Raw genomic sequence first — 21,383 nt, forward strand, 5'->3', positions numbered from 1 at the left:
CGGCGGGCGCGGTCGGGCCGCCGCCACCGCAGCGCCGCCACCGGCCCGAAGCCCTCGTCGCGCACCGCCAGCGGCCCGCTCCCGTCGGCGAGCTCGGCGGCCGCGACGATGCGGCGTTCCATGCCGCCGAACACGAGCACGTGGAACGGGGCGATCACCCACCAGTAGGCGTGCCCGGCCAGGCCGCGCGGCAGGAAGATCGCGCGCTGCCGGTAGGTCGAGCCGCCGGGCCGCGGGGCCACGCGCAGCTCGAGCCACGCGAGGCCGGGGGCCTTCATCTCGGCGCGCAGGCGCAGCAGGTACTCGCCCTCGTCGAGCTCGGTCCCGGACGCGGAGACGTCGCCGGCCGCACCGTCGACGATCTCCTCCACGCGCCACCAGTCGAGGGCGTCACCGACCTTGAGGCTGTCCTCGTCGCGTCGGCCGCGTCGCAGGCCCACCCCGCCGACGAGACGGTCGATGATGCCGCGCGCCCACCAGCCGATGGGGAACGAGTACCAGCCGCGGTTGCCGCCGATCCCGACGACGACGTGCCACAGCGCCTCGGGCGGGGCGGCGGAGGGCCGCTCGCGGACGTCGGTGTAGACCGTCCCGCCGGCCCAGTCGGGGTCCGACGGCAGCAGGTCCGACGGCATCGGGTCGGCCGGGGCGTAGCGGGCGTTGGCGCCCGACCAGCGCGTCTCCACCTGGCCGTCGCGGATGCGCGTCAGGGCGAGGTCGACGGCCGCGCGGAAGCCGGTCAGGCCGGCGGCGGGCGGGGCGATGTAGGAGTCGATGTCGTGCTCGGCGGCGACGACCTCGTGGACGAGCGAGTCGATCAGCGGGACCGCGGTCGAGCGCGGCACCGGGGTGACGAGGTTGACCCAGTGCGAGGACAGCCGGGGGGTGAGGACCGGCACGGGCAGCATCGTGCGCGGCGGCAGGCCCGCGACCTCGGCGAAGCCCTCCATCATCTGCAGGTAGGTGAGGACGTCGGGGCCGCCGACGTCGAACGTGCGGTTGACCTCCGCGGGCAGGTCCACGGCGTGCACGAGGTAGTGCAGGACGTCGCGGATGGCGATCGGCTGCACGCGGTGGTGGACCCAGGACGGCGTGAGCATCACCGGCAGGCGCTCGGTGAGGTAGCGCAGCATCTCGAAGCTGGCCGACCCCGACCCGAGGATCACGGCCGCCTGCAGCACCGCGGTCGGCACCCCGGAGCGCAGGAACACCTCGCCGACCTCCGTGCGCGAGGCGAGGTGCTCGGAGAGCTCGACGTCGTCGGGGTGGATGCCGCCGAGGTAGACGATCCGGCGGACGCCCGCCTCGCGGGCCGCCTGCGCCGTGATGAGCGCGGCGCGCCGGTCGACCGCGGCGAAGCCCGACTCGGAGAGCGAGTGCACGAGGTAGAACAGGACGTCGGCGCCCTCGCAGGCCGCCCGCATGGAGTCCTCGTCGAGGACGTCGCCCGCGACCACCTCCACCGCGTCCTGGTGGGTCCAGGGGATGTCCTTCATCTTCGCGGGCGTCCGCACCACGCAGCGGACGTCGTGGCCCTCGGACGCGAGCCGCGGGGCGAGCCGTCCACCGATGTAGCCGGTCGCACCGGTCACCACGCACTTCACCCCGCCATCGTCGGGGGTCCCGACCCCGCCCGCAGTACCAGTCGGGACGGGACCGGCCGCCACTCGACCGGGGGAGCCACCACCGTGCGCACCCACTCGACGGGATGGACACCCCGCCGTCCCGGCGGGTCGGGGCACGGCACTCACTCGGGCGCCTCCGTCGAGCGCGTCGAGGTGACCGACCGTGGCCGGGGGCTGCGCCGAACGACACGGATGTGCTTCATCTCCACTGGAGTGACACCCGGTCAGGGGGTCTTCGGGCGTGTCGCGATTTCTTCGGCGCGTCGCCCGAAAGGTGGGCCGGACCCCTGCCGTTGCGACTCATGACACGGGCGGATGCAGCTGTTCGCCGATGTCGGCAGGACCGTGTGGGGCAACGGCGGAGGTATGGAGCATGTGGGTCTGGCGGGACGAGACGGTTCGCGGCGGATGGCGTCTGGACGGGACGGGTTCCTGGTCGTACGAGGAGCCGGCGCGGCTGGCGCGGGTCGGGGCGGCCCGTGACCCGCGGCACGACGAGCTGCGGGCGCGGGAGCAGTTCGCCCGCGAGCAGCGGGCGCGCCAGGAGCGGGTGCAGCCGGCGATGGCGGCGCTGCCGGGCGACCCGTTCGAGCCCGAGCCCATCTTCCGCTCCGTGGCGCACGAGACGCGGGCCGTGCGCGAGGAGCGCCACTACGACGGCGAGCGCTACCGCCACGCCTTCCGGCAGGGTCCCGCCCGGATCCCCGAGCCCCACCCGGGCTCCGGTCCGTTCCCGGCCCAGCAGGACGAGGCCCGGTACGACGAGGTCCGCTACGACGAGCCCCGGTACGACCCCCGGCACCACGAGGCCCGGTACGACCCGCGGCGCGAGGACGCCCGGTACGACCGGAGCGGGTACGACGAGCCGCGCCACCGCGGCCTCGCGCCGGTGGCGGCGGTGCCCGCTCCCCCGGCCGGGTACGAGCCCGCCGTCTCGCCGGAGGAGGAACTCCGTCGGCGCGCCGAGCGCCGCCGCCGCCCGCGGGTGGAGCCGGAGAGCGGCCGGCACACGCTGCGCCGCTGAGCGAGCCGCTGAACGAGGACGAGTGATGCGTTCCGGACCCGTCGGGGGTGCCCGGAACACCCGGCCGGAGGGCCCCGTCGCCGCGACGGGGCCCTCCGTTCGTTGTCCGCAGGGCCACCGCCCGGCGCGGCCAGGTGTGCTGGGAGACGGCGCGGGGTATCGCCCCGCGCAGTGCCGAGACCCTGACTGCCTGGAGGTTCCTTACATGCTCGTCCGCCGTCTCGCCCGGCCCATGCTGGCCGCCATCTTCATCAAGGGCGGGATCGACACCCTGCTCAACCCGGAGCCGCGCATCGGGAAGGCCGCTCCGAAGATCCAGCAGGCCCAAGACGCCCTCGGCGACAAGCTCCCGCCGCAGGCCCCCACCGAGCCCGACCAGCTGGTGCGCATCGACGCGGGCGTGAAGATCGGGGCGGGCGTCCTGCTCGCGCTCGGCAAGTTCCCGCGCATCGCCTCGCTCGCCCTGGCCGGCAGCATCATCCCGACCACCGCGGTCGCGCACGCCTTCTGGGAGTACGACGGCGAGGACCGCGTGGCCCAGGAGCAGCACTTCCTCAAGAACCTGGGCCTGCTCGGCGGTCTGATCCTCGCCGCGGTCGACACCGAGGGGAAGCCGTCGCTGGGCTGGCAGGCCCGCCGGGCGTCGCGGAAGCTCGCGAAGCAGACCCGGGAGCTCACCGGGCAGGCCTCCGACCACGACTTCGCCGAGACCGCGAAGTCGGCCGCGGCCACCACCGGGGCCACCGCGCGCGACGTCGTCGACGTCGCGATCGGCAAGTTCGTGGCCTGACCCGCCACCCCCGTACCCGACGACGGCTCGTCCGGCCCCCCACGACGGGGTGGCGGACGAGCCGTTCGTCCGTCCGGACGCCGCGCCCCTAGGCTGGAGCGGGTGTGGACGAACTGGTCGGGCGGGCAGCGGTGCCGCCCCGTGGCGACCGCCCGGCCGCTCGACGAGGCCGGCGTCGCCGGGGTCGTCCGGCGCGCGGCCGAGCGCGGCCAGACCGTCCGCCCGCTCGGCTCCGGCCACGGGTTCTCCGACCTCGCCGTGACCGACGGCGTCCACCTCGAGACCTCGGCCTTCTCCGGCATCACGGGCGTCACCGCCGACCGGACCGGGCACGCCACGGTCCGCGTGCGCGGCGGGACGACCCTCACCGAGCTGCAGGAGGGCCTTACCGAGCGGGGCCTCGCCCTGCCGGTGCCGCTCGACGTCGGGGCGCCCACCGTGGGCGGCGCCCTCGCGGTCGGCGCCCACGGCAGCGCGTCGCACCGCGGGTCGCTCTCCGGGCAGGTGCTCGCGCTGCGCCTCGTCGACGGGCGGGGCCGGGTCCGCGACGTGCCCCGCGCCGACCTCGACGCCGCGCGCACCTCGCTCGGCGCCCTCGGAGTCGTCGTCGACGTCGAGCTCTCGGTCGTCCCGGCCGCGCCGGTCACCGTCACCCGGGGCCGGCGCCCGGTCGACGAGGTGCTCGACCCGGGGTTCTGGGAGGGCCACGACCTCGCCGAGGCCGCGCTCTACCCGTCCTCGACGACGGCGCTGGCCCGCTGGGCCGAGATCGGGTCCGCCGAGACCGGCCCGGAGGAGGACGACGAGCGCGGGGTCGGGGTCTCCAGCGCCGGCGCCACCGGCCGGACCGCCCTGGGCGGGGCGGTCGTCGTCGAACGGGCCCTGCCGCGGCTCGCCCCGTCGCTCAACCGCGTCGTCTCCCGGCTCGCCCGCACCGTCTCGGCGACCGGCGCCGGGCACCGCGTGCTCTCCGACCCCCCGCCGGTGCGCTTCGAGCAGAGCGAGTGGGCGGTGCCCCGCGAGCGGCTGGTCGAGGCGATGCGCGCGCTGCTCGCCGCCCTGGCCGAGGGGCTGGAGACGGGCCTGCCGGTGCGGATGCGGGTGGGACCGTCCGAGACGGGGTGGCTGCACCCCGCGTACGGCCGCGAGACCGGCTGGGTAGCCGTCCGCATCCCGCGCGGCACCGACCCCGGCCCGGTGCTGGCCCGCACGGCCACGCTGATGCGGGCCCACGGAGGCCGCCCCCACTGGGGCACCCGTCACGACTTCGACGCCGTCGACGTCGCCGCCGCCTACCCGCGCCTGGCCGAGTTCCACCGGGTCCGCGACGACTACGACCCCGAGCGGGTGTTCACCAACCCCGCACTCGCGCGGCTGCTCGGCGACTGATCGTCGGCCTCGGCGTCGCGGGCGGCCCCGAGGTCGACCGCGAGCGAGACCACGGCCTGGTCGATGCGGCGCAGCAGCCGCGTGACGACGAGGGCGTCGTTGCGCCGCTGCGGGTCCTCGCCGCGGGCGGCCCGGGCCTCCGCGCGGTCGAGGAGGTCCTCCGCGGAGTGCACGAGCACCTGCTCGCCGTCCGAGCGTCGCTTCCCGCGGACGACGACGTCGCGGAGCCCGTCGAGGTTCGCCCGGACCGCGGCCAGCGCCGGCTCGAGGGTGGCGGCCCACCCCGGATCGGGGTGCGCGCCGAGGTCGGCGGCGAGCCGGGCCAGCGAGCGGGCGTAGTGGTCGACCACCACGGACACCCGCAGCGCGCGGCGGTGGCTGGACCGTCCCCGGCGCCTCGGGGTGTCGACGAGCAGCGGCCTCGTCCGGGCCCGCAGGATGGCCAGGGCGGTGTCCATGTCGCGGGCGGCCTCGAGCGGCGTCGTCGTGCCCGTCCGTCGCCCCAGGACGGTGGCCACCGCGGTCTCGAGCACCGTGTCGGCGGCGTCGACGAACGCGTCGATCGCCTCGCCGAAGGCCTCGCGGGTGCCCTTGGGCAGCACGAGGAACGCGGCGAGCACGCTCGCGAGCACCCCGACCACGGTCTCCTCGATGCGCAGCACGAGCGTCTGCACGCTGAACTGGCCGATCAGGCCGTACACCAGCGCGAGCACCGCGGTGATCCAGAACGCGAGCATGCCCGGGGAGATCCGGACCAGGTAGAGGGCGAGGAAGACGCAGGCGAAGAGCAGGACGAGCGAGACGACCGGGTGGCCGGCGGTGAGCGCGGCGAGCCCCATCCCGGCGGCCACCCCGCCGACCGTCCCGACGAGGCGGCCCCATCCCCGCGAGAGCAGGTCCCCGCGGCTGTGGGTGTTCGCGAACACCACGAACGCGGCGATGACCGCCCAGTACCAGCGCGACGGGGCGAGGAGCTCGCCGGCGACGATCGCGATCGTCGTACCCACCCCCACCTGCACGGCCTGCCGCGTGGTCAGGAGCAGGCCGGACCCGCCGCCGTCGTCGCGCCCCGGGGACGAGGGGTCCGGGGCGGGGTCGGTGCCGCGGCCCTCGCCGATGCCGTCGGGCTGGGGCCGGGCGGCCACGGCCACGGGCGAGGTGGAGGGGGTGGAGCGCGGGACCCCGGGCAGGACGATGCCGCCGGTCATCTCCTCGCCGCGGCGCGCGGGCAGGTCGCGCTGGGCGTACTCGACGGAGTCGGCCACCCGGCGCACCGCGAAGGCGGCCCGCTGCACCCGCTCGTGCCCGGCGCGGGTGTCGGCGACCAGGCCCGCGACCGCCCCCCGGGCGTCGCCGAGCTCGGAGAGGATCACGCGGTGCCCGACGCGCCGGTCGGTGGCCCGGGCGAGGTGGTGCAGGCCCGCACGCAGGGCGTTGAGGGCGAGCGGGCTCGGGCGCTGCTCGTCGGACGCCCGCACCATCCGGCGCACCGCGACGCCGAGCCGCTCGAGGCCCAGCTCGGTGTCGACCACGCGCAGCGCGAGCAGGTCGTTGCCCAGGCCGGGCCAGACCCGGTCGGCGGCGCTGCGCTCGAGCTGGTCCTCGACGAGCAGGGCGGTCTCGTTGAGCCGGCGCCGGGCGCGGTAGAGGCGCTCGAGCACCGCACCGCTCGCGACGACCCCGCCGACCTGCTCGTGCTCGGCCCCGTCCCGGGCGTCACCGCCGCCCTCCTGGGCCGCCGCGAGGACCTCGTCGACCCGCAGCACCATCTCGTGGGCCCGGGCGCGGAACGCGTCGACCAGGCGCCGCAGCGTGCGTTCCTGGCGTTCGGCGAAGACGAAGGACCGCAGCAGCAGCGTGCAGCCCAGCCCGATGACGACGGCGAGGCACAGGGCCGGGATCTGCGGCGGCTTCGCCTGGAGGAACTGGGTGAAGAAGAACGGCATGAAGGCGCCCATGCCGAGCGCGAACCCGCGGGGCCCGTACCGCCGGACGTACACCGCGAGCACCATGACCACGACGAACACCGCGTCGGCGACGATGCGGTAGGGCGAGAGCAGCGTCCCGGCCACGGTCGAGGCGAGCGCCGGCAGGGCCATCAGCAGGGTGGTGACGCGCTGGCGGGAGAGCGTCTTCTCGTTGACCGCGAGGTTCGAGATCATCGCGAGCACGCCGGCGAAGAGCACGACCGTCACCGGCTCGTCGGGGGCGAGCGTGGCGCGGCCCAGGGCGACGAGCCCGGCGGCCATGGCCATCGAGGCGACCGCGACCGAGGCGAGGCGCAGGCGGGCGAGGCCCGGATCGGCCGTCACGAGCACGGTCCGGGCCGTTTCCAGCGCGCGAGTCGTGCGACCGGCCACCCGGGCTCCTCCCTGCGTCCACCCGCGCGGAGTCTCCCACGGCCGACCCGGCCGGGCGGGGGCCCTCGACACGGTTACCGCGCAGTAATAGTCTCGGGTTACCCGCCGGTACGGACCGGCTCGTTGCACTCGCGCCGGGTGCGTCGACCTTCGAGACGGAGCGACACCGCGTCATGAGCCACTACCGTTCCAACGTCCGCGACATCGAGTTCGTGCTCTTCGAGCTCCTCCGCGTGCAGGACCGCTTCGGCATCGGGCCGTTCGCCGAGACCGACGAGGAGACCGCCCGCGCGCTCCTGCACGAGGCCGCGGCGCTCGCGGAGGGACCGCTGGCCGAGTCCTACGAGTCCGGCGACCGCAACCCGGTCCGCTTCGACCCGCAGACCCACACCGCGCACCTCGACGAGGGCATCAAGAAGTCCTACAAGGCCATGTGGGACGCCGAGTGGTGGCGCCTCTCCGCCGACAACGCCATCGGCGGCATGGGCGTGCCGCCGTCGGTGCAGTGGTCGGCCGGCGAGATGATCCTGGGCGCGAACGCGCCGGTCTTCATGTACATGACCGGGCCGAACTTCGCCTCGGTGATCTACCGCAACGGCAACGAGCTGCAGAAGCACTGGGCCCAGGTCATGGTCGACCGCGGCTGGAGCGCGTCCATGGTGCTCACCGAGCCCGACGCCGGCTCCGACGTCGGCGCCGGCCGCACGAAGGCCCGCGACAACGGCGACGGCACGTGGTCGATCGAGGGCGTCAAGCGCTTCATCACCTCGGCCGACTCCGACGACCTCGTCGAGAACGTCATGCACCTGGTGCTCGCCCGCCCCGAGGGTGCGAAGCCCGGCACCAAGGGCCTCTCGCTCTTCCTCGTGCCGAAGTTCCACTTCGACCCGCAGACCGGCGAGCCGGGCGAGCGCAACGGCGCCTTCGTCACCAACGTCGAGCACAAGATGGGCCTGAACGCCTCGGCCACCTGCGAGCTCACCTTCGGCGCCCACGGCGTCCCGGCCACCGGCTTCCTGCTCGGCGACGTCCACGACGGCATCGCGCAGATGTTCCAGGTCATCGAGTACGCCCGGATGATGGTCGGCACGAAGGCCATCGGCACGCTCTCGACCGGCTACCTCCGGGCCCTCGAGTACGCCAAGGAGCGCATCCAGGGCGCCGACCTCACGCAGCAGACGAACAAGGCCGCGCCGCGCGTCCCGATCACCAACCACCCCGACGTGCGCCGCAGCCTGATGCTGCAGAAGGCCTACGCCGAGGGCCTGCGCGCCACCTACGCGTTCACCGCGACCTACCAGGACACGGTGCGGCTCGGCGAGGCGCCCGACGCGGTGGCCGGGACGGTCAGCGCCGAGGACGTGGCGCTCGCGGAGAAGGTCAACGACCTGCTGCTGCCCATCGTCAAGGGCGTCGGCTCGGAGCGGGCCTCCGAGCAGCTGATCGGATCGCTGCAGACGCTCGGCGGGTCGGGCTACCTGCAGGACTACCCCATCGAGCAGTACATCCGCGACGCGAAGATCGACTCGCTCTACGAGGGCACCACCGCGATCCAGTCGCAGGACTTCTTCTTCCGCAAGATCGTCAAGGACAACGGCCAGGCGCTCATGCACGTCGCCGGGCTCGTGCAGGCCTTCGTCGACAGCGAGGCCGGCAACGGCCGCCTCAAGGAGGAGCGCGCCCTGCTCGCCACCGCCCTCGGTGACGTCCAGGGCATGCTCGGCTCGATGGTCGGCTACCTGACCTCCTCGCAGGAGGACGTGCGCAACCTCTACAAGGTCGGGCAGCACGCGGTCCGGTTCCTGCTCTCCGTGGGCGACCTGGTCATCGGCTACCTGCTGATCCGCTCCGCCGACGTGGCGATCGCCGCGCTCGACGCCGGCGCCTCGGCGAAGGACACGCCGTTCTACGAGGGCAAGATCGCCGTCGCGCGCTTCTTCGCCAAGTCGGTGCTGCCCGAGCTCACCGCCCGCCGGGCGATCGTCGAGGCGGCCGACAACACCCTCATGGACCTGGACGTCGCCGCGTTCTGATCCTCCCGACCCCGGACCGGCACCCCCGCTGCTCGACCGCGGGGGTGCCGTCCGCGTCTCCGGGGTGGGTGATCCCCGGATCACAGACGACCGGCAGATAGGTTTCCCCTCGTGTCCAAGGTCCTGACGAGTCTTCCTGCCGGCGAGCGCGTCGGGATCGCCTTCTCCGGCGGCCTGGACACCTCCGTGGCCGTGGCGTGGATGCGCCACCGCGGTGCCGTGCCGTGCGCCTACTCGGCCGACCTCGGGCAGTACGACGAGGACGACATGGCCACGCTGCCCGACCGCGCGAAGCAGTACGGCGCCGAGATCGCCCGTCTCGTCGACTGCCGCGGCCCCCTCGTCGAGGAGGGCCTCGTCGCGCTGATGTGCGGCGCCTTCCACATCCGGTCGGGCTCGCGGGCGTACTTCAACACCACCCCGCTGGGCCGGGCCGTGACCGGGACGCTGCTCGTCCGCGCGATGCAGGAGGACGGCGTCTCGATCTGGGGCGACGGGTCCACCTACAAGGGCAACGACATCGAGCGGTTCTACCGCTACGGCCTGCTGGCCAACCCGCAGCTGCGCATCTACAAACCGTGGCTCGACGCGGAGTTCGTCGACGAGCTCGGCGGCCGCGCGGAGATGAGCCAGTGGCTCACCGAGCACGACCTGCCCTACCGCGCCAGCAAGGAGAAGGCGTACTCGACCGACGCCAACATCTGGGGCGCCACGCACGAGGCGAAGACCCTCGAGCACCTCGACGAGTCCCTGGAGATCGTCGACCCCATCATGGGCGTCCGGTTCTGGGACCCGGCGGTCGCGATCGAGCCCGAGGACGTGACGATCGGGTTCGAGCAGGGCTACCCGGTGTCGATCGACGGCGAGCGCTTCACCGACAACGTGGAGCTCGTCATGGCGGCCAACGCCGTGGGCGGGCGCCACGGGCTCGGCATGAGCGACCAGATCGAGAACCGGATCATCGAGGCGAAGAGCCGCGGTATCTACGAGGCGCCCGGGATGGCGCTGCTGTTCATCGCCTACGAGCGGCTGCTCAACGCGATCCACAACGAGGACACGATCGCGAACTACCACTACGAGGGACGCCGCCTGGGCCGGCTGCTCTACGAGGGCCGCTGGCTCGACCCGCAGTCGATCATGCTGCGCGAGAGCATCACCCGCTGGATCGGCCGCACCGTCACCGGCAGCGTGACCCTGCGCCTGCGCCGCGGCGAGGACTACACGATCCTGCGCACCGAGGGACCGAACCTCTCCTACCACCCCGACAAGCTCTCGATGGAGCGCACCGAGGACGCCGCGTTCGGCCCGGTCGACCGCATCGGGCAGCTGACGATGCGCAACCTCGACATCGCCGACTCCCGCCAGAAGCTCGAGCAGTACGCCGCGATGGGCCAGCTCACCGGGCAGGCCGCCTTCGTCGGGGAGCTCGAGCAGGGCCGCGCCGACCAGATCACCGCGGGCGGGGCGGGGGCCGACGAGTCGGCGCTCGACCGGGCGGCGATGGAGTCGGGCACCGACTAGGGGTGGCCTCGTGAGCACGGGGCCCACGGCCCCGTGCTCACGGGTGGCTACACCTTGCGGGCCTGGGCCTCGGCCACGAGGTAGAGGCCGAAGGCGAGGAAGCCGACGGCGACGGCGAGCAGCAGGAACACCCCGAACGGCTGGCCCGCGAGGGTCTTGAGCGCCGCGTCGAGCCCGCCGGCGCGCTGCGGGTCGGCGGTCAGCGCAGCCGTCGCGAACAGCACGCCCATCACCGCGAGGGCGATCGCGCGCAGCACGTGGCCCGCGACGCCGACCCACACCAGCGGTCGTCGGGCGCTCTGCGGGAGCCGGGAGAGGTCGAGCTCCTCGAGGAAGTCCCGCCGCACCCCGGTCCAGGCGGTGGCCCCGGCGGCGATCAGCACGACGAGGGCCGCGACCCCGACCAGCAGGCGGCCACCGGGCAGCGCCAGCACGCCGGCCGTGGCCTCCTGCGACCCGCCGGTCGACGAGCCCGACGACCCGGTCAGGAGCAGCCGGAGGCCGATCAGCGCGACGCCCAGCACGGCGAGCGCCCGGGCCCCGCTGCCGATCCGCTTCTGGGTCCGGTCCCAGCCGGAGGCCCATCGGTAGCCGGTGAGGGCCGCGAGGCCCTGCCACACCCCGAAGGCGACGAGGCCCAGGACGATCACGGCGATCACGACGACGCCGAAGGGCTCGCTGGCGATCGCGGTCAGCGCCCCCTGCTGGTCGGCCTGGCCGCCACCGGAGAGCGCCAGCTGGACGGCGATCCCGCCGACCAGCAGGTGGACGAGCCCGTAGCTGACCAGCCCGACCCGCCCCAGGATCTCGACGCCGCGCGCCGGGGCCTCACCCTCGCCGCCGCTCCCGAAGCCCTCGAGGGCACCTCGTACCTCGCGGGCCGCGCGGGACCCGCCCGACTCCTCGCTCATCCGCCGTTGCAGGTGATCTCGGGCTCGGCGTTGTAGCGCACCGTGCGGGGCTCGGACTTCGTCGCGCCGGTCCGGACGTCCTTGAGGACGCGGGTGTCGGTGATCGTGAAGCCACCGACCCCCTTGGACGGCTTGCACTTCGGGTTGCCCGAGAGGTCCCGGGTGCCGGGGGCCACCGGGTTGGTGCGCGGCCCGGTCTGCGAGGTCACGTCGTAGCGCTTCTGCCCGTAGATCTGGACCTTGATCGACGAGGGGGTCCACACCGTGCGGATGAGGACGGGGGTCTCGCCGTCGTTGCGGAACTTCAGGTCGATCGCGCCCTCGAACACGGTCGCCTCGCGGCCGGCCGGGTAGCGGCTGATGTAGTAGCTGTGCTCCTTGTGCTCGATCTGCTCGAGCCCCGCGAAGTACGACGCGTTGTAGAGCGTCGTCGCGAACTGGGAGATGCCGCCGCCGATCCCGCGGCCGGGGACGCCGTCGTCGATGATGCCGGCCTCGACGAAGCCCTGGCTGGCGTCGCGCGGGCCGGTGAACCCGTTGAGGCTGAACGTGGCGCCGGGGGCGACGGTGGCGCCGTTGACGATCTCGGCGACCCGCTTGATGTTCTGGCCGGAGTCCGCGGCGAACCCGTTCGTCTGGAACTCCCCGATCACGGTGGCCGGGCCGAGCGCCTGCAGCGCCTCGGTGGTCACCTTCGGCGGGGTCGTCGCGTAGACGGCGTTGACCGCGCGGCCGCTCGCGGGCGGCGGCGGGGGCGGGGTGGCGCCCGGGGGCGTGGGCGGCGGCGTGAAGGTGGTCGGCGGGGCCGGGTCGGCCTCGCGGCCGAGCGCCTCGACGAGCCCCTCGAAGGTCTTCGGGTAGTCGATGGTGCGGCCGGTGACGGCGGGGACCACGGTCGCGGCCGCGCCGGTGAACTCGAAGGAGGCGTCCTTCGGCTCGGCCTCGGTGGGGGCGAGGTCGCGGTCGACCACCTTCTCGGCGGCGGGCACGTCGACCCGCGGCTGCAGGCCCCCGGAGCCGTCGGGGTCGAAGCGGAGGAACGAGCCGATCTCGGTGGGGCTCAGGGTGGCGTTGCGGCCGTCGCCGACCACGTAGGCCGGCCCGGCGACGGCGGGCACGGCGACCTCGCGCAGGGCGGTGTCGATGCCCTCCTGGGTCACCGACACCGGCTGCTCGGTGACCGGCAGGGCCACCGGCGCCGGGTCGAGCCAGTGGGTCATGACGACGTCGACCGAGGTGCGGCTGTCGACGACGTGGCCCGGGGCCGACGGCACCGGCACGGGCCGGTCGCCCTCGAAGCGGATGGTGCCCTCGGCCGACGGGCGGTCGAGCTGCGGGCGTGCGGTGTCGATGGCCTGCCCGACGGCGACCGGGTTGCCCTTGCTGATCGGCGGGACCTCGCGGTCGCCGAACAGGGAGGTGAGGCGCGTAACCGGGTTCAGCGGCTGCTCGCCGGCCTGGGCGATCGTCGCGTCGACGTCGAGGTCGAGCCCGGCCGCGCGGGGGTCGAGCGTGGCGGTCGTCGCCCCGGGGCCGCTGCCCGCGACGAGGGTGATGGGGCGCGCGACGCGCGGGCCGAGCTCGGTGCGCAGCGCCTCGGCGGCCGCGGCCCGGTTCATCCCGCCGATCTCGACACCGGCGACCGTGACGCCCCGCGGCACGCTCGTCGCGGAGACCAGCAGGTCACCGACGTAGAGCACGGCGAGCAGGCCCACCACCGCGGCGCCGGCGACCAGCGCGCGCCGCCGTCCACGGCCGGGGCCACCGCCCTCGTCGTGCGGGGTGTCGGCGTCGGACCCGGGCGGGCCGGCCACCGGCGGGATCTGCACCGTCGCCTCGGCGTCGGCGTCGAACCCGCGCGGCGGGTCGGCCGACATCGTCCGGGTCGCCTCGGCGTCGGTCCCGGCCTCGTCGCCCGGCCCGCCGACGCGCGTGTCACCGACGGAGTCGGGCGGCTGAGGAGGTGTCGTCACAGGTAGAGCCCCGTCCCGCTGGTCGGCTCGATCGTCTCGCTGGCCACGGCGTGCACGTCGCGCTCGCGCATGACGACGTACGTCCGGCCGTCGACCTCCACCTCGGCGTGGTCGTCCGGCCCGAAGAGGACCCGGTCGCCGACCTTCACGGTCCGCACGTGGTTCCCGGTCCCGTAGACGTCTCCCCAGGCCAGCCGCTTCGACACCGAGGCCGTCGCGGGGATGACGATGCCGCCGCTGCTCCGACGCTCGCCCTCGGACTGCGAGGGGGAGACGAGCACACGGTCGTGCAGCATCTGGATTTCCAGCCGGGGATCCGACACGGCGGAATCGTACGGGGAGGTCGGTTCGGGAGGAGTCGCCGGGCGCACGGCGCGCGGGAGCGACCGCACCCGGACATGGAGAAGCCCCGTGGCCCTGCCAGGTCGGGGGTCCGGCAGCGCCACGGGGCTCGTGATGGGTGTCGTCCGGCCCCGGCCGTTCGTTACCGCCCGGGAGAGCTTCACTCGTCCGGCGTAGCACCCGGGGTCAGTCACGCCCCAGCAGGAACCGCCCGAAGTGCGGCACGGTGAAGGAGATCCAGCCGCGCTCGGCGGAGAAGACGAGCCCCTTGCGCAGGAGGCTGTCGCGCGCCGGCGACAGGGAGGACGCCCGTTTGCCCAGGTGGGCGGCCAGCGCCGAGGTCTGCACGGCCTCGTCGCGCCCCCCGGCCAGCTCCGCCATCCCCTGCAGGTACTCCCGCTCGGCGGGGGTGGCCCGCTCGTAGCGGGAGCCGAAGAACCCGACGGCGAGCTCGGCGCCGGCGTCGGGGGCGGCGACCCGCACGTCCTCGGCGTCGATCGGGCTCTGCACGGCCGCGTCCCAGGCCGCCTTGCCGTAGGCCTGGACGAAGTAGGGGTAGCCGCCGGAGACCTCGTAGAGGGTCTCGAGCGCCTCCGGCGTCAGCTCGGCGTCCTCCCGCTTCGCCGGCGCGGTCAGCGCGAAGTCGGCGTCGGCGCGGTCGAGCTGGCCGATCCGCACGTACCGGAAGAGCCGCTCGGAGTAGGACTTCGACGCGGACAGCACCGCGGGCAGGTGCGGGAGGCCCGCCCCCACGACGACGAGGGGCGCGCCCGACTGGGAGAGCTCGTGGCAGGCCGCACAGAGCGCGGACACGTCGTCGAGCTGCAGGTCCTGCATCTCGTCGATCAGCAGCGCCACCCCGACCCCGACGTCGGCGGCCAGCTCGGCGACGACGCCGAACAGCTCGACCAGGTCGATCTCGATGTCCCCGGAGTCGGCCCGGCCGCTCAGGGCGGGCGCGTCGATCCCGGGCTGCCAGCGGTCCTTGAGCTTCGCGTCGGAGGGCGTGGCCTTGAGGGCGAACGCCTTGAGCACCCCGAGGACCTCCTCGACCCGGTCGGGGGCGCGGTGGCGGACGGCCAGGTCGCGGACCGCGCGGTGCAGGGCTGCCGAGAGGGGCCGGCGCAGGTCGGCCTCGGGACGGGCCTCGATCTTCCCGGCGCCCCACCCGGCGCGGACGGCCATCGAGCGCAGCTCGCCCAGGAGCACCGTCTTGCCCACCCCGCGCAGACCGGTCAGCACGAGGCTGCGTTCCGGACGACCGCGCGCGACCCGCTCGAGCACCACGTCGAAGGCGTGCAGCTCCCGGTCGCGGCCCGCCAGCTCCGGCGGGCGCTGGCCGGCGCCGGGGGCGAAGGGATTGCGCACGGGGTCCACGGATCGGAGCGTATGGCGCTCTCTAGGTCATCTCCGATACGTCGCGAGAAACCGCGATCGGCGTGTCGCGGAAGTCCGGGGTGTGACGCGGGGCGCACCGGAGGAGCAGGGGACACCATGTATCGGTTACCGTTGGTATGGGTAACCGGAAGTAACAGTGACCGCCGGTACGGAGGAGTGGACGACCATGACGACCGTCGAGCACGAGCAGGGCAGCCAGCGGGACGACGTCGCGGAACGGCTGCTGCGGTCGGCCGGCGAGCTCTCCTACGACCCGATGGCCGAGGTCGACTGGGAGACGCCCCTCGACCCGTCCTTCCACGGCGCCAGCCCGGAGTGGAGCACCCTCTACGGGACGTCCTACTGGGACGAGCTCACCGAGGACCAGCGCCGCGCACTGACCCGCCAGGAGGCGGCGTCGGTCGCGAGCACCGGCATCTGGTTCGAGATGATCCTGCAGCAGATGGTCATCCGGGACTTCTACGGCAAGGACCCGACGGACCCCGCGTTCCAGTGGGCGCTCACCGAGATCGCCGACGAGTGCCGGCACTCGATCATGTTCGCCCGCGGCGCGGAGAAGCTCGGCGCGCCCGCCTACCGGCCCCCGCGCCACGTCATCGAGGGCGGCCGGTTCTTCAAGACCGTCGCCACCGGCGAGGCCGCCTACGCCTCGATCCTCGTGGCGGAGGAGGTCCTCGACGTCATGCAGCGCGACTGGATGCGCGACGAGCGCGTCGCCCCGTTCGCGCGGACGATCAACAACATCCACGTGGTCGAGGAGGCGCGCCACATGCGCTTCGCCCGCGAGGAGACCCGCGAGCGCCTGCAGGGCGTCGGCCCCGTGCGTCGTCGGGCCCAGGCCCTGCTCGTCGCGTTCGCCGCCTACTTCATCGTCACGAGCATGTGGAGCAAGCAGGTCTACGCGAACGCCGGGCTCGACCCCCAGCGCGCGATCCGCGAGGCGCGGGCCAACCAGCACCACCGCGCGATGCTGCGCTCCAGCTGCGCCGAGCTGATGGAGTTCCTCGGCTCGGTCGGCCTGCTCACCCGGCCCGCGCGGGCGATCTACCGCGCCGCCCACATCCTCTAGGGGCCACGGCCGTGTCGTTCGCGATCACGCAGTCCTGCTGCGTCGACGCCTCGTGCGTGTCGGCGTGCCCGGTGAACTGCATCCACCCCGCGCCGGGCGAGCCCGACTTCGGGACGACCGACATGCTCTACGTCGACCCGCGGGCGTGCATCGACTGCGGCGCCTGCGCCGAGGTCTGCCCGGTCGACGCGGTGTTCCCGGTGGAGAACCTGGTGGGCCCGCTGCGCGAGTACGCCGAGGTCAACGCGCAGTACTACGCCGACCGGGAGGCCCCGGCCGCGCTCGCCGGCACCCCGCTGTTCCACGCGTGGGACCCGGTGCGCTTCGACCGGGTGCTCCCGGCGGGCTTCCCGCAGCTCGAGGTCGCGGTGGTCGGCAGCGGCCCGGCCGGGATGTACGCAGTGGAGGACCTGCTCCTGCACACCACGGCCCGCGTGACGATCGTCGACCGGCTGGCCGTGGCCGGGGGCCTGGTGCGCTTCGGGGTGGCGCCCGACCACGCCTCGACCAAGCAGATCGGCGAGCACTTCGGCCGCTACCTCGACCACCACCGCGTGCGGACCCGCCTCGGGGTGGAGGTGGGCCGCGACGTCACCGTCGAGGACCTGGCGCGCGACCACGACGCCGTCGTCTACGCCGTCGGTGCCGCGCAGTCGCGCGACCTCGGCGTCCCCGGGGAGCAGCTGCCCGGCAACCTCGCCTCCACCACCGTCGTCGGCTGGTACAACGGCCACCCCGAGATTCCCGACGATGCCGTGGACCTCTCGGCGGGCCGCGCGGTGATCGTCGGGACCGGGAACGTCGCCCTCGACATCGCCCGCATCCTCGCCGCCGACCCCGACACCCTCACCGCTGTCGCCGCACCCGTCCTCGCGGCGCTGCGCGCGAGCCGGCTGCGCGAGGTCGTGCTGCTCGGCCGGCGTGGGCCCCGCGAGGCCGCCTGGACCCGCGGCGAGCTCCTCGGGCTGCTGCGCCGCGACGACCTCGAGGTGGTCGTCGACGACCACGACCCCCGCATCGCCGACGAGATCGCGGCCGCCGGACCCGCGGAGACCGCGAGCCTGCTGCGCGACGTGCCGCTGCTGTCGCAGGCCGGGGGGACGTCCCGACGACGGGTCGTGCTCCGCTTCCTCTCCACCCCGGAGGCGGTGCTCGGGGACGACCACGTGACGGGCGTCCGCGTCGGCGGGGTCGACCTCGACGCCCGGCTCGTCGTGCGCGCCATCGGTCACCGCGGCCGCCCCGTGCCGGGCCTGCCGTTCGACGAGGCCACCGGGACGGTCCCGCACGTCGAGGGACGGGTCGAGGACCGGCCGGGCACCTACGTCGTCGGGTGGATCAAGCGGGGTGCGGCCGGCGGGATCGGCGCCAACCGCGCCGACGCGGCCGAGACGGTGGGCTCGCTCATCGCCGACGGCGCCGCGGGCCTGCTGGGGCCGGGCGCTCCGCGCAACCCGGTCCGCCGGGCCGCCCGGTCGCTGGCTCGCGCCACCCGGCGCCGCTAGCGGGGTATCGGGCTCTCTAGCTCCGGCTCGATAGTCGGGTAGAGAGCTCGATCGGACCGTATCCGGCTGTCTAGCAGTGGCTCGATAGACGGGTAGAGGACCCGATCGCCGGCCGAGGGAGTCGTCACGCACCGGCCGGACCCCGGTCCGGGTGCGAGGTGACTCCCTCGGCGTGCGTCCGGGCCGAGGACGGGTCAGCGGCGGCGCAGGGCGTCGAGGCCCGGCCAGACGACGGCCATGAGCATGTCGGCCAGGACGTCGGCGGGCTCCCCGTCCGCGGCCTGGTCGCCCCCGCCGATCCCGGAGGTCGAGCTCCGCTGCGCTCCGTCTCCGCCGAGCCACCAGTCGGTGAGGCCCTCCGCGGCGCCGACCAGGGTGTGGGCGACCGGCTCCGCGTCGCGGGCCGACCCGCCGAGGTCGGCGGCCAGCAGCTCGGCCGCGCGCAGGACGATGCCGCGCCGGGCCGCGTCGACGGGGCCGGCGAACTCGCCGGTCGAGGCCTGCCGGTAGAGCACCGTCCAGCCCTGCCGGTGGGTGGTCACGGCGTGGAAGAACGCGCGCAGCGCCCGGCGCAACCGCGCCCGCGGGCCCGGGTCGGGTGCGCCCGGCGTCGGGCGGACCGCCGCGGTCATCGTCGTCAGGAGCCGCTCGGCCTCCCGCGCCAGGCAGGCCGCGAACAGCTCGTCCTTGGTGCCGCCGTGCGCGTACACCGAGGGCTTCGAGACGCCGGCCCGCGCCGCGATGGCATCCATGGACGCCCCGTGCAGGCCCTCCTCGGAGAACACCGCGATCGCCGCGTCGAGCACCTGGGCGCGACGGACCTCCGGGGCGAGGCGGCGGCGCGTTCCCGGGGTCACGGTTGCACTCTATCTACTGATGCGTAAAGTAACGAGCGAACGCGGGACCGTGGGTACCTGACATCGGAGTGAGAACACCGTGGCCGAGAAGATCGACGTCAACGAACTGGGTCGCAGCGTCGACCTGAAGTCCCTGTCGGAGGACGAGCTCGTCGCCGTCCTGCGCGACGCACTCGCCGAGCCGGGGGGCTCGAAGAACGTCGACGCCTCCGTCTTCGCGCGGCTCGTCAAGGGCGCGAGCAAGAAGCAGCTCGAAGCGATCATGAGCTCGGAGGCGCGCCGCCCGGTGATCGACGCGATCTTCGGCCGGATGAGCGAGTTCTACTCGTCGAAGGGCGCGAGCTCGAAGCGCCAGGTCGTGCACTGGCACGTGACCGGCGCGCCCGGCGGCGACAGCGACGACTACCAGACCGTCATGCAGCACGGCTCCTGCACGGTCTCGACGAGCCTCGACGAGGAGCCCCGCACCGAGCTGTTCATGAACGGCACGGAGTTCCTCAAGGTCGTCACGAACAACGCCAACCCGATCACCCTGTTCATGACCCGCAAGCTCAAGGTCTCGGGTGACGTCGGGTTCGCCACCGCCCTGCAGAAGATGTTCACCATCCCCTCGGCCTGAGAGGCACGCCATGACCTTCTCGATGGAACTCTCCGAGGAGCACACCGACCTCCGCGACTGGGCGCACGGGTTCGCCGCCGAGGTCATCCGGCCCGCCGCCGAGGAGTGGGACGAGCGCGAGGCGACCCCGTGGCCGGTGCTGCAGGAGGCCGCGAAGATCGAGCTCTACAACTTCGAGACCCTCGCGTCCTTCTGGGGCGACGAGACCGGCCTGTCGCTGCCGATCGTCAACGAGGAGCTCTTCTGGGGCGACGGCGGCATCGGCATGGCCATCTTCGGCACCACCCTCGCCGTGGCCGGCATCTTCTCCTCGGGCACGCCCGAGCAGATGGTCGAGTGGATCCCGCAGTGCTACGGCGACGCCGACGACGTCAAGGTCGCGGCCTTCTGCTCGTCGGAGCCCGAGTCGGGTTCCGACGTCGGCGCCATGCGCACCCGGGCCGTCTACGACGAGGCCAAGGACGAGTGGACGATCACCGGCGCGAAGGCGTGGGCCACCAACGGCGGGATCGCGAACATCCACGTCGTGCAGGCCGTCGTCGACTCGTCGCTGGGCACCCGCGGCCAGGCCGGCTTCGTCATCCCGCCGAACACGCCGGGGCTCGAGTCGACCCGCAAGATCAAGAAGATGGGGCTGCGCGCCTCGCACACCGCCGACGTCTTCCTCGACGACGTCGTCGTGCCCGGCTCCTGTCTGCTCGGCGGCAAGGAGAAGCTCGACGAGCGCCTCGCCCGCGCCCGCGAGGGACAGAAGTCCAAGGGCTCGGCCGCGATGCAGACCTTCGAGCTCTCTCGCCCCACCGTCGGCGCGCAGGCCATCGGCATCGCCCGCGGGGCCTACGAGTACGCGCTCGAGTACGCGAAGGGCCGCCAGACGTTCGGGCGGCCGATCATCGACAACCAGTCGATCGCGTTCATGCTCGCGGACATGAAGACCGAGATCGACGCCGCCCGCCTGCTCGTCTGGCGCGCCGCGTGGATGGGTCGCAACGGCGTGCCGTTCACCGCGGGCGAGGGCTCGATGTCCAAGCTCAAGGCCGGCCGCACCGCGGTGTGGGCCACCGAGCGGGCCATCCAGATCCTCGGCGGCGCCGGCTACTCCCGCGAGCACCCGGTGGAGCGCATGCACCGCGACTCGAAGATCTACGACATCTTCGAGGGCACCGAGCAGATCCAGCAGCTCGTCATCGCCCGCTCGATCTCCGGCCGGCACATCCAGTAGGTGCCCGAGGCTCGTGAGCACGTCGAGGGGCCACGGCCCCCGACGTGCTCACGAGCGCCGCCAGGCGCCCACCCCCTCGCCGTCGAGCAGGGCGTAGGCGGGTTCGCGACCGCACGCGCCGGCGGCCAGCGCGAGGGCGGGCCCGGAGATCGTCGGGCCGGAGCCCCACGAGAACGCGGCGTCGTCGGCGACGAGCCGCACGCCGTCCAGGCGCCCGGCCGGCAGGAAGACGCCGACGGCCTTCCGGGTCGTGAGGAGCTCCAGCGCCGGCACCACCGACGCCGGGTCGACGTGGTCGACGCTCGGGTGCCCCTGCAGCGCCCACCGCACGTCGACCCCGTGCACGAGGACGTCGGTCAGCGGAGCCGCGAGGGGCATGCGCGGCGGGTGGAAGGTCGAGCCGGCGTTCGCCTCGAGCAGGTCGACCAGCTCCGCGGCCGGCCGCTGCGCGATCGAGCGCGCCCAGGCGTCCATCGCCCCCGCCGGCCCGCGGTGGCGCAGCACCGAGACCGCCATGCGGGGCAGCGACACGACGAACGGGGTCACCAGGTGGGCGACGACGTCGCGCACGGCCCAGCCCGCGCAGAGGCTCGGCCGCGGCCAGTCCTCGTCGTCGAGGGCCCGGAGGTGCCGGACCAGCGAGAGACGCTCGCGACGCAGGAGGTCCTCCATGGGCGGGGACCCTAGGGCCTGACCGCGGGGGAGTCGCCGCCCTGCTCCGCGACCTCTTTCGGGTTCGCCGCCC

General features: G+C 74.0%; 17 protein-coding genes. 9 read left to right on the forward strand and 8 right to left on the reverse strand.

Going from position 1 to position 21,383, the window contains the following annotated elements; genetic code table 11:
• Window positions 1–1,604, reverse strand: a 1,604-nt coding sequence (locus ACFPBZ_RS27135; protein WP_378039238.1) for an SDR family oxidoreductase, incomplete at its 3' end; no start/stop codon positions are given.
• A gap of 394 nt (window positions 1,605–1,998) precedes the next feature.
• On the opposite strand from ACFPBZ_RS27135, the gene ACFPBZ_RS27140 reads away from it, so the two are divergent.
• The 3 genes from ACFPBZ_RS27140 to ACFPBZ_RS27150 all read left to right on the forward strand — a co-directional run bounded on the left by ACFPBZ_RS27140 (window position 1,999) and on the right by ACFPBZ_RS27150 (window position 4,828).
• Window positions 1,999–2,649: a hypothetical protein gene (locus ACFPBZ_RS27140; protein WP_378039239.1), complete on the forward strand. Its 651-nt coding sequence runs from the start codon at window positions 1,999–2,001 to the stop codon at window positions 2,647–2,649.
• 205 nt (window positions 2,650–2,854) lie between these two features.
• Window positions 2,855–3,439 carry a DoxX family protein gene (locus ACFPBZ_RS27145; protein WP_378039240.1) on the forward strand — a complete coding sequence of 195 codons (585 nt, stop codon included), beginning with the start codon at window positions 2,855–2,857 and terminating at the stop codon, window positions 3,437–3,439.
• Window positions 3,440–3,541: 102 nt separating this feature from the next.
• Window positions 3,542–4,828, forward strand: a complete 1,287-nt coding sequence (locus ACFPBZ_RS27150) for a D-arabinono-1,4-lactone oxidase (protein ID WP_378039241.1) — start codon at window positions 3,542–3,544, stop codon at window positions 4,826–4,828.
• Here the strand turns inward: ACFPBZ_RS27150 and ACFPBZ_RS27155 are convergent.
• Window positions 4,771–7,140 carry an FUSC family protein gene (locus tag ACFPBZ_RS27155; protein ID WP_378039242.1) on the reverse strand — a complete coding sequence of 790 codons (2,370 nt, stop codon included), beginning with the start codon at window positions 7,138–7,140 and terminating at the stop codon, window positions 4,771–4,773. The two genes, ACFPBZ_RS27150 and ACFPBZ_RS27155, sit on opposite strands and share 58 nt — an antisense overlap.
• A 221-nt stretch (window positions 7,141–7,361) precedes the next feature.
• Between ACFPBZ_RS27155 and ACFPBZ_RS27160 the strand changes: the two genes are divergently transcribed.
• Together ACFPBZ_RS27160 and argG are read left to right on the forward strand one after the other, a co-directional pair.
• On the forward strand, window positions 7,362–9,221 hold the full coding sequence (locus tag ACFPBZ_RS27160) for an acyl-CoA dehydrogenase (protein ID WP_378039243.1): 1,860 nt from the start codon (window positions 7,362–7,364) through the stop codon (window positions 9,219–9,221).
• A gap of 111 nt (window positions 9,222–9,332) precedes the next feature.
• The gene (argG, locus tag ACFPBZ_RS27165; protein ID WP_378039244.1) at window positions 9,333–10,742 is read left to right on the forward strand and encodes an argininosuccinate synthase; all 1,410 of its coding nucleotides are present in this window, start codon (window positions 9,333–9,335) and stop codon (window positions 10,740–10,742) included.
• Between the two features lie 47 nt (window positions 10,743–10,789).
• Here argG and ACFPBZ_RS27170 read toward each other — a convergent pair whose 3' ends face one another.
• The 4 genes from ACFPBZ_RS27170 to ACFPBZ_RS27185 form a co-directional block, all read right to left on the reverse strand.
• Complete coding sequence (locus ACFPBZ_RS27170; protein ID WP_378039245.1) at window positions 10,790–11,653, reverse strand: DUF1206 domain-containing protein; 864 nt, start codon at window positions 11,651–11,653, stop codon at window positions 10,790–10,792.
• On the reverse strand, window positions 11,650–13,626 hold the full coding sequence (locus ACFPBZ_RS27175; RefSeq protein WP_378039246.1) for a VanW family protein: 1,977 nt from the start codon (window positions 13,624–13,626) through the stop codon (window positions 11,650–11,652). Before ACFPBZ_RS27175 ends, ACFPBZ_RS27170 begins: the two co-directional genes overlap by 4 nt.
• A complete protein-coding gene (locus ACFPBZ_RS27180) occupies window positions 13,623–13,949 on the reverse strand; it encodes a GroES family chaperonin (protein ID WP_378039247.1) in 327 nt (108 codons plus the stop codon). Before ACFPBZ_RS27180 ends, ACFPBZ_RS27175 begins: the two co-directional genes overlap by 4 nt.
• A gap of 205 nt (window positions 13,950–14,154) precedes the next feature.
• On the reverse strand, window positions 14,155–15,345 hold the full coding sequence (locus ACFPBZ_RS27185; protein WP_378039248.1) for an ATP-binding protein: 1,191 nt from the start codon (window positions 15,343–15,345) through the stop codon (window positions 14,155–14,157).
• Between the two features lie 187 nt (window positions 15,346–15,532).
• Here ACFPBZ_RS27185 and ACFPBZ_RS27190 point away from each other — a divergent pair, with 187 nt between their 5' ends.
• Both ACFPBZ_RS27190 and ACFPBZ_RS27195 read left to right on the forward strand, forming a co-directional pair.
• Entirely contained in the window at window positions 15,533–16,435 is a 903-nt protein-coding gene (locus tag ACFPBZ_RS27190; protein WP_378039249.1) for an AurF N-oxygenase family protein, read from the forward strand.
• Window positions 16,436–16,446: 11 nt separating this feature from the next.
• The gene (locus ACFPBZ_RS27195) at window positions 16,447–17,940 is read left to right on the forward strand and encodes an FAD-dependent oxidoreductase (protein WP_378039250.1); all 1,494 of its coding nucleotides are present in this window, start codon (window positions 16,447–16,449) and stop codon (window positions 17,938–17,940) included.
• Window positions 17,941–18,134: 194 nt separating this feature from the next.
• On the opposite strand, the gene ACFPBZ_RS27200 is transcribed toward ACFPBZ_RS27195, so the two are convergent.
• Window positions 18,135–18,797 (reverse strand): TetR/AcrR family transcriptional regulator, encoded by a 663-nt coding sequence (locus ACFPBZ_RS27200; protein WP_378039251.1) that lies wholly within the window; start codon window positions 18,795–18,797, stop codon window positions 18,135–18,137.
• A 79-nt stretch (window positions 18,798–18,876) separates the two neighbouring features.
• Here ACFPBZ_RS27200 and ACFPBZ_RS27205 point away from each other — a divergent pair, with 79 nt between their 5' ends.
• Both ACFPBZ_RS27205 and ACFPBZ_RS27210 read left to right on the forward strand, forming a co-directional pair.
• A complete protein-coding gene (locus ACFPBZ_RS27205) occupies window positions 18,877–19,416 on the forward strand; it encodes an SCP2 sterol-binding domain-containing protein (RefSeq protein WP_378039252.1) in 540 nt (179 codons plus the stop codon).
• A gap of 10 nt (window positions 19,417–19,426) precedes the next feature.
• Entirely contained in the window at window positions 19,427–20,638 is a 1,212-nt protein-coding gene (locus ACFPBZ_RS27210; RefSeq protein WP_378039253.1) for an acyl-CoA dehydrogenase family protein, read from the forward strand.
• A 48-nt stretch (window positions 20,639–20,686) separates the two neighbouring features.
• Here the strand turns inward: ACFPBZ_RS27210 and ACFPBZ_RS27215 are convergent, their stop codons facing one another.
• A complete protein-coding gene (locus ACFPBZ_RS27215; protein WP_378039254.1) occupies window positions 20,687–21,310 on the reverse strand; it encodes a maleylpyruvate isomerase family mycothiol-dependent enzyme in 624 nt (207 codons plus the stop codon).
• Window positions 21,311–21,383 lie beyond the last annotated feature (73 nt).

The sequence above is a fragment of the Actinomycetospora atypica genome (assembly GCF_042653685.1).
Taxonomy (GTDB): domain Bacteria; phylum Actinomycetota; class Actinomycetes; order Mycobacteriales; family Pseudonocardiaceae; genus Actinomycetospora; species Actinomycetospora atypica.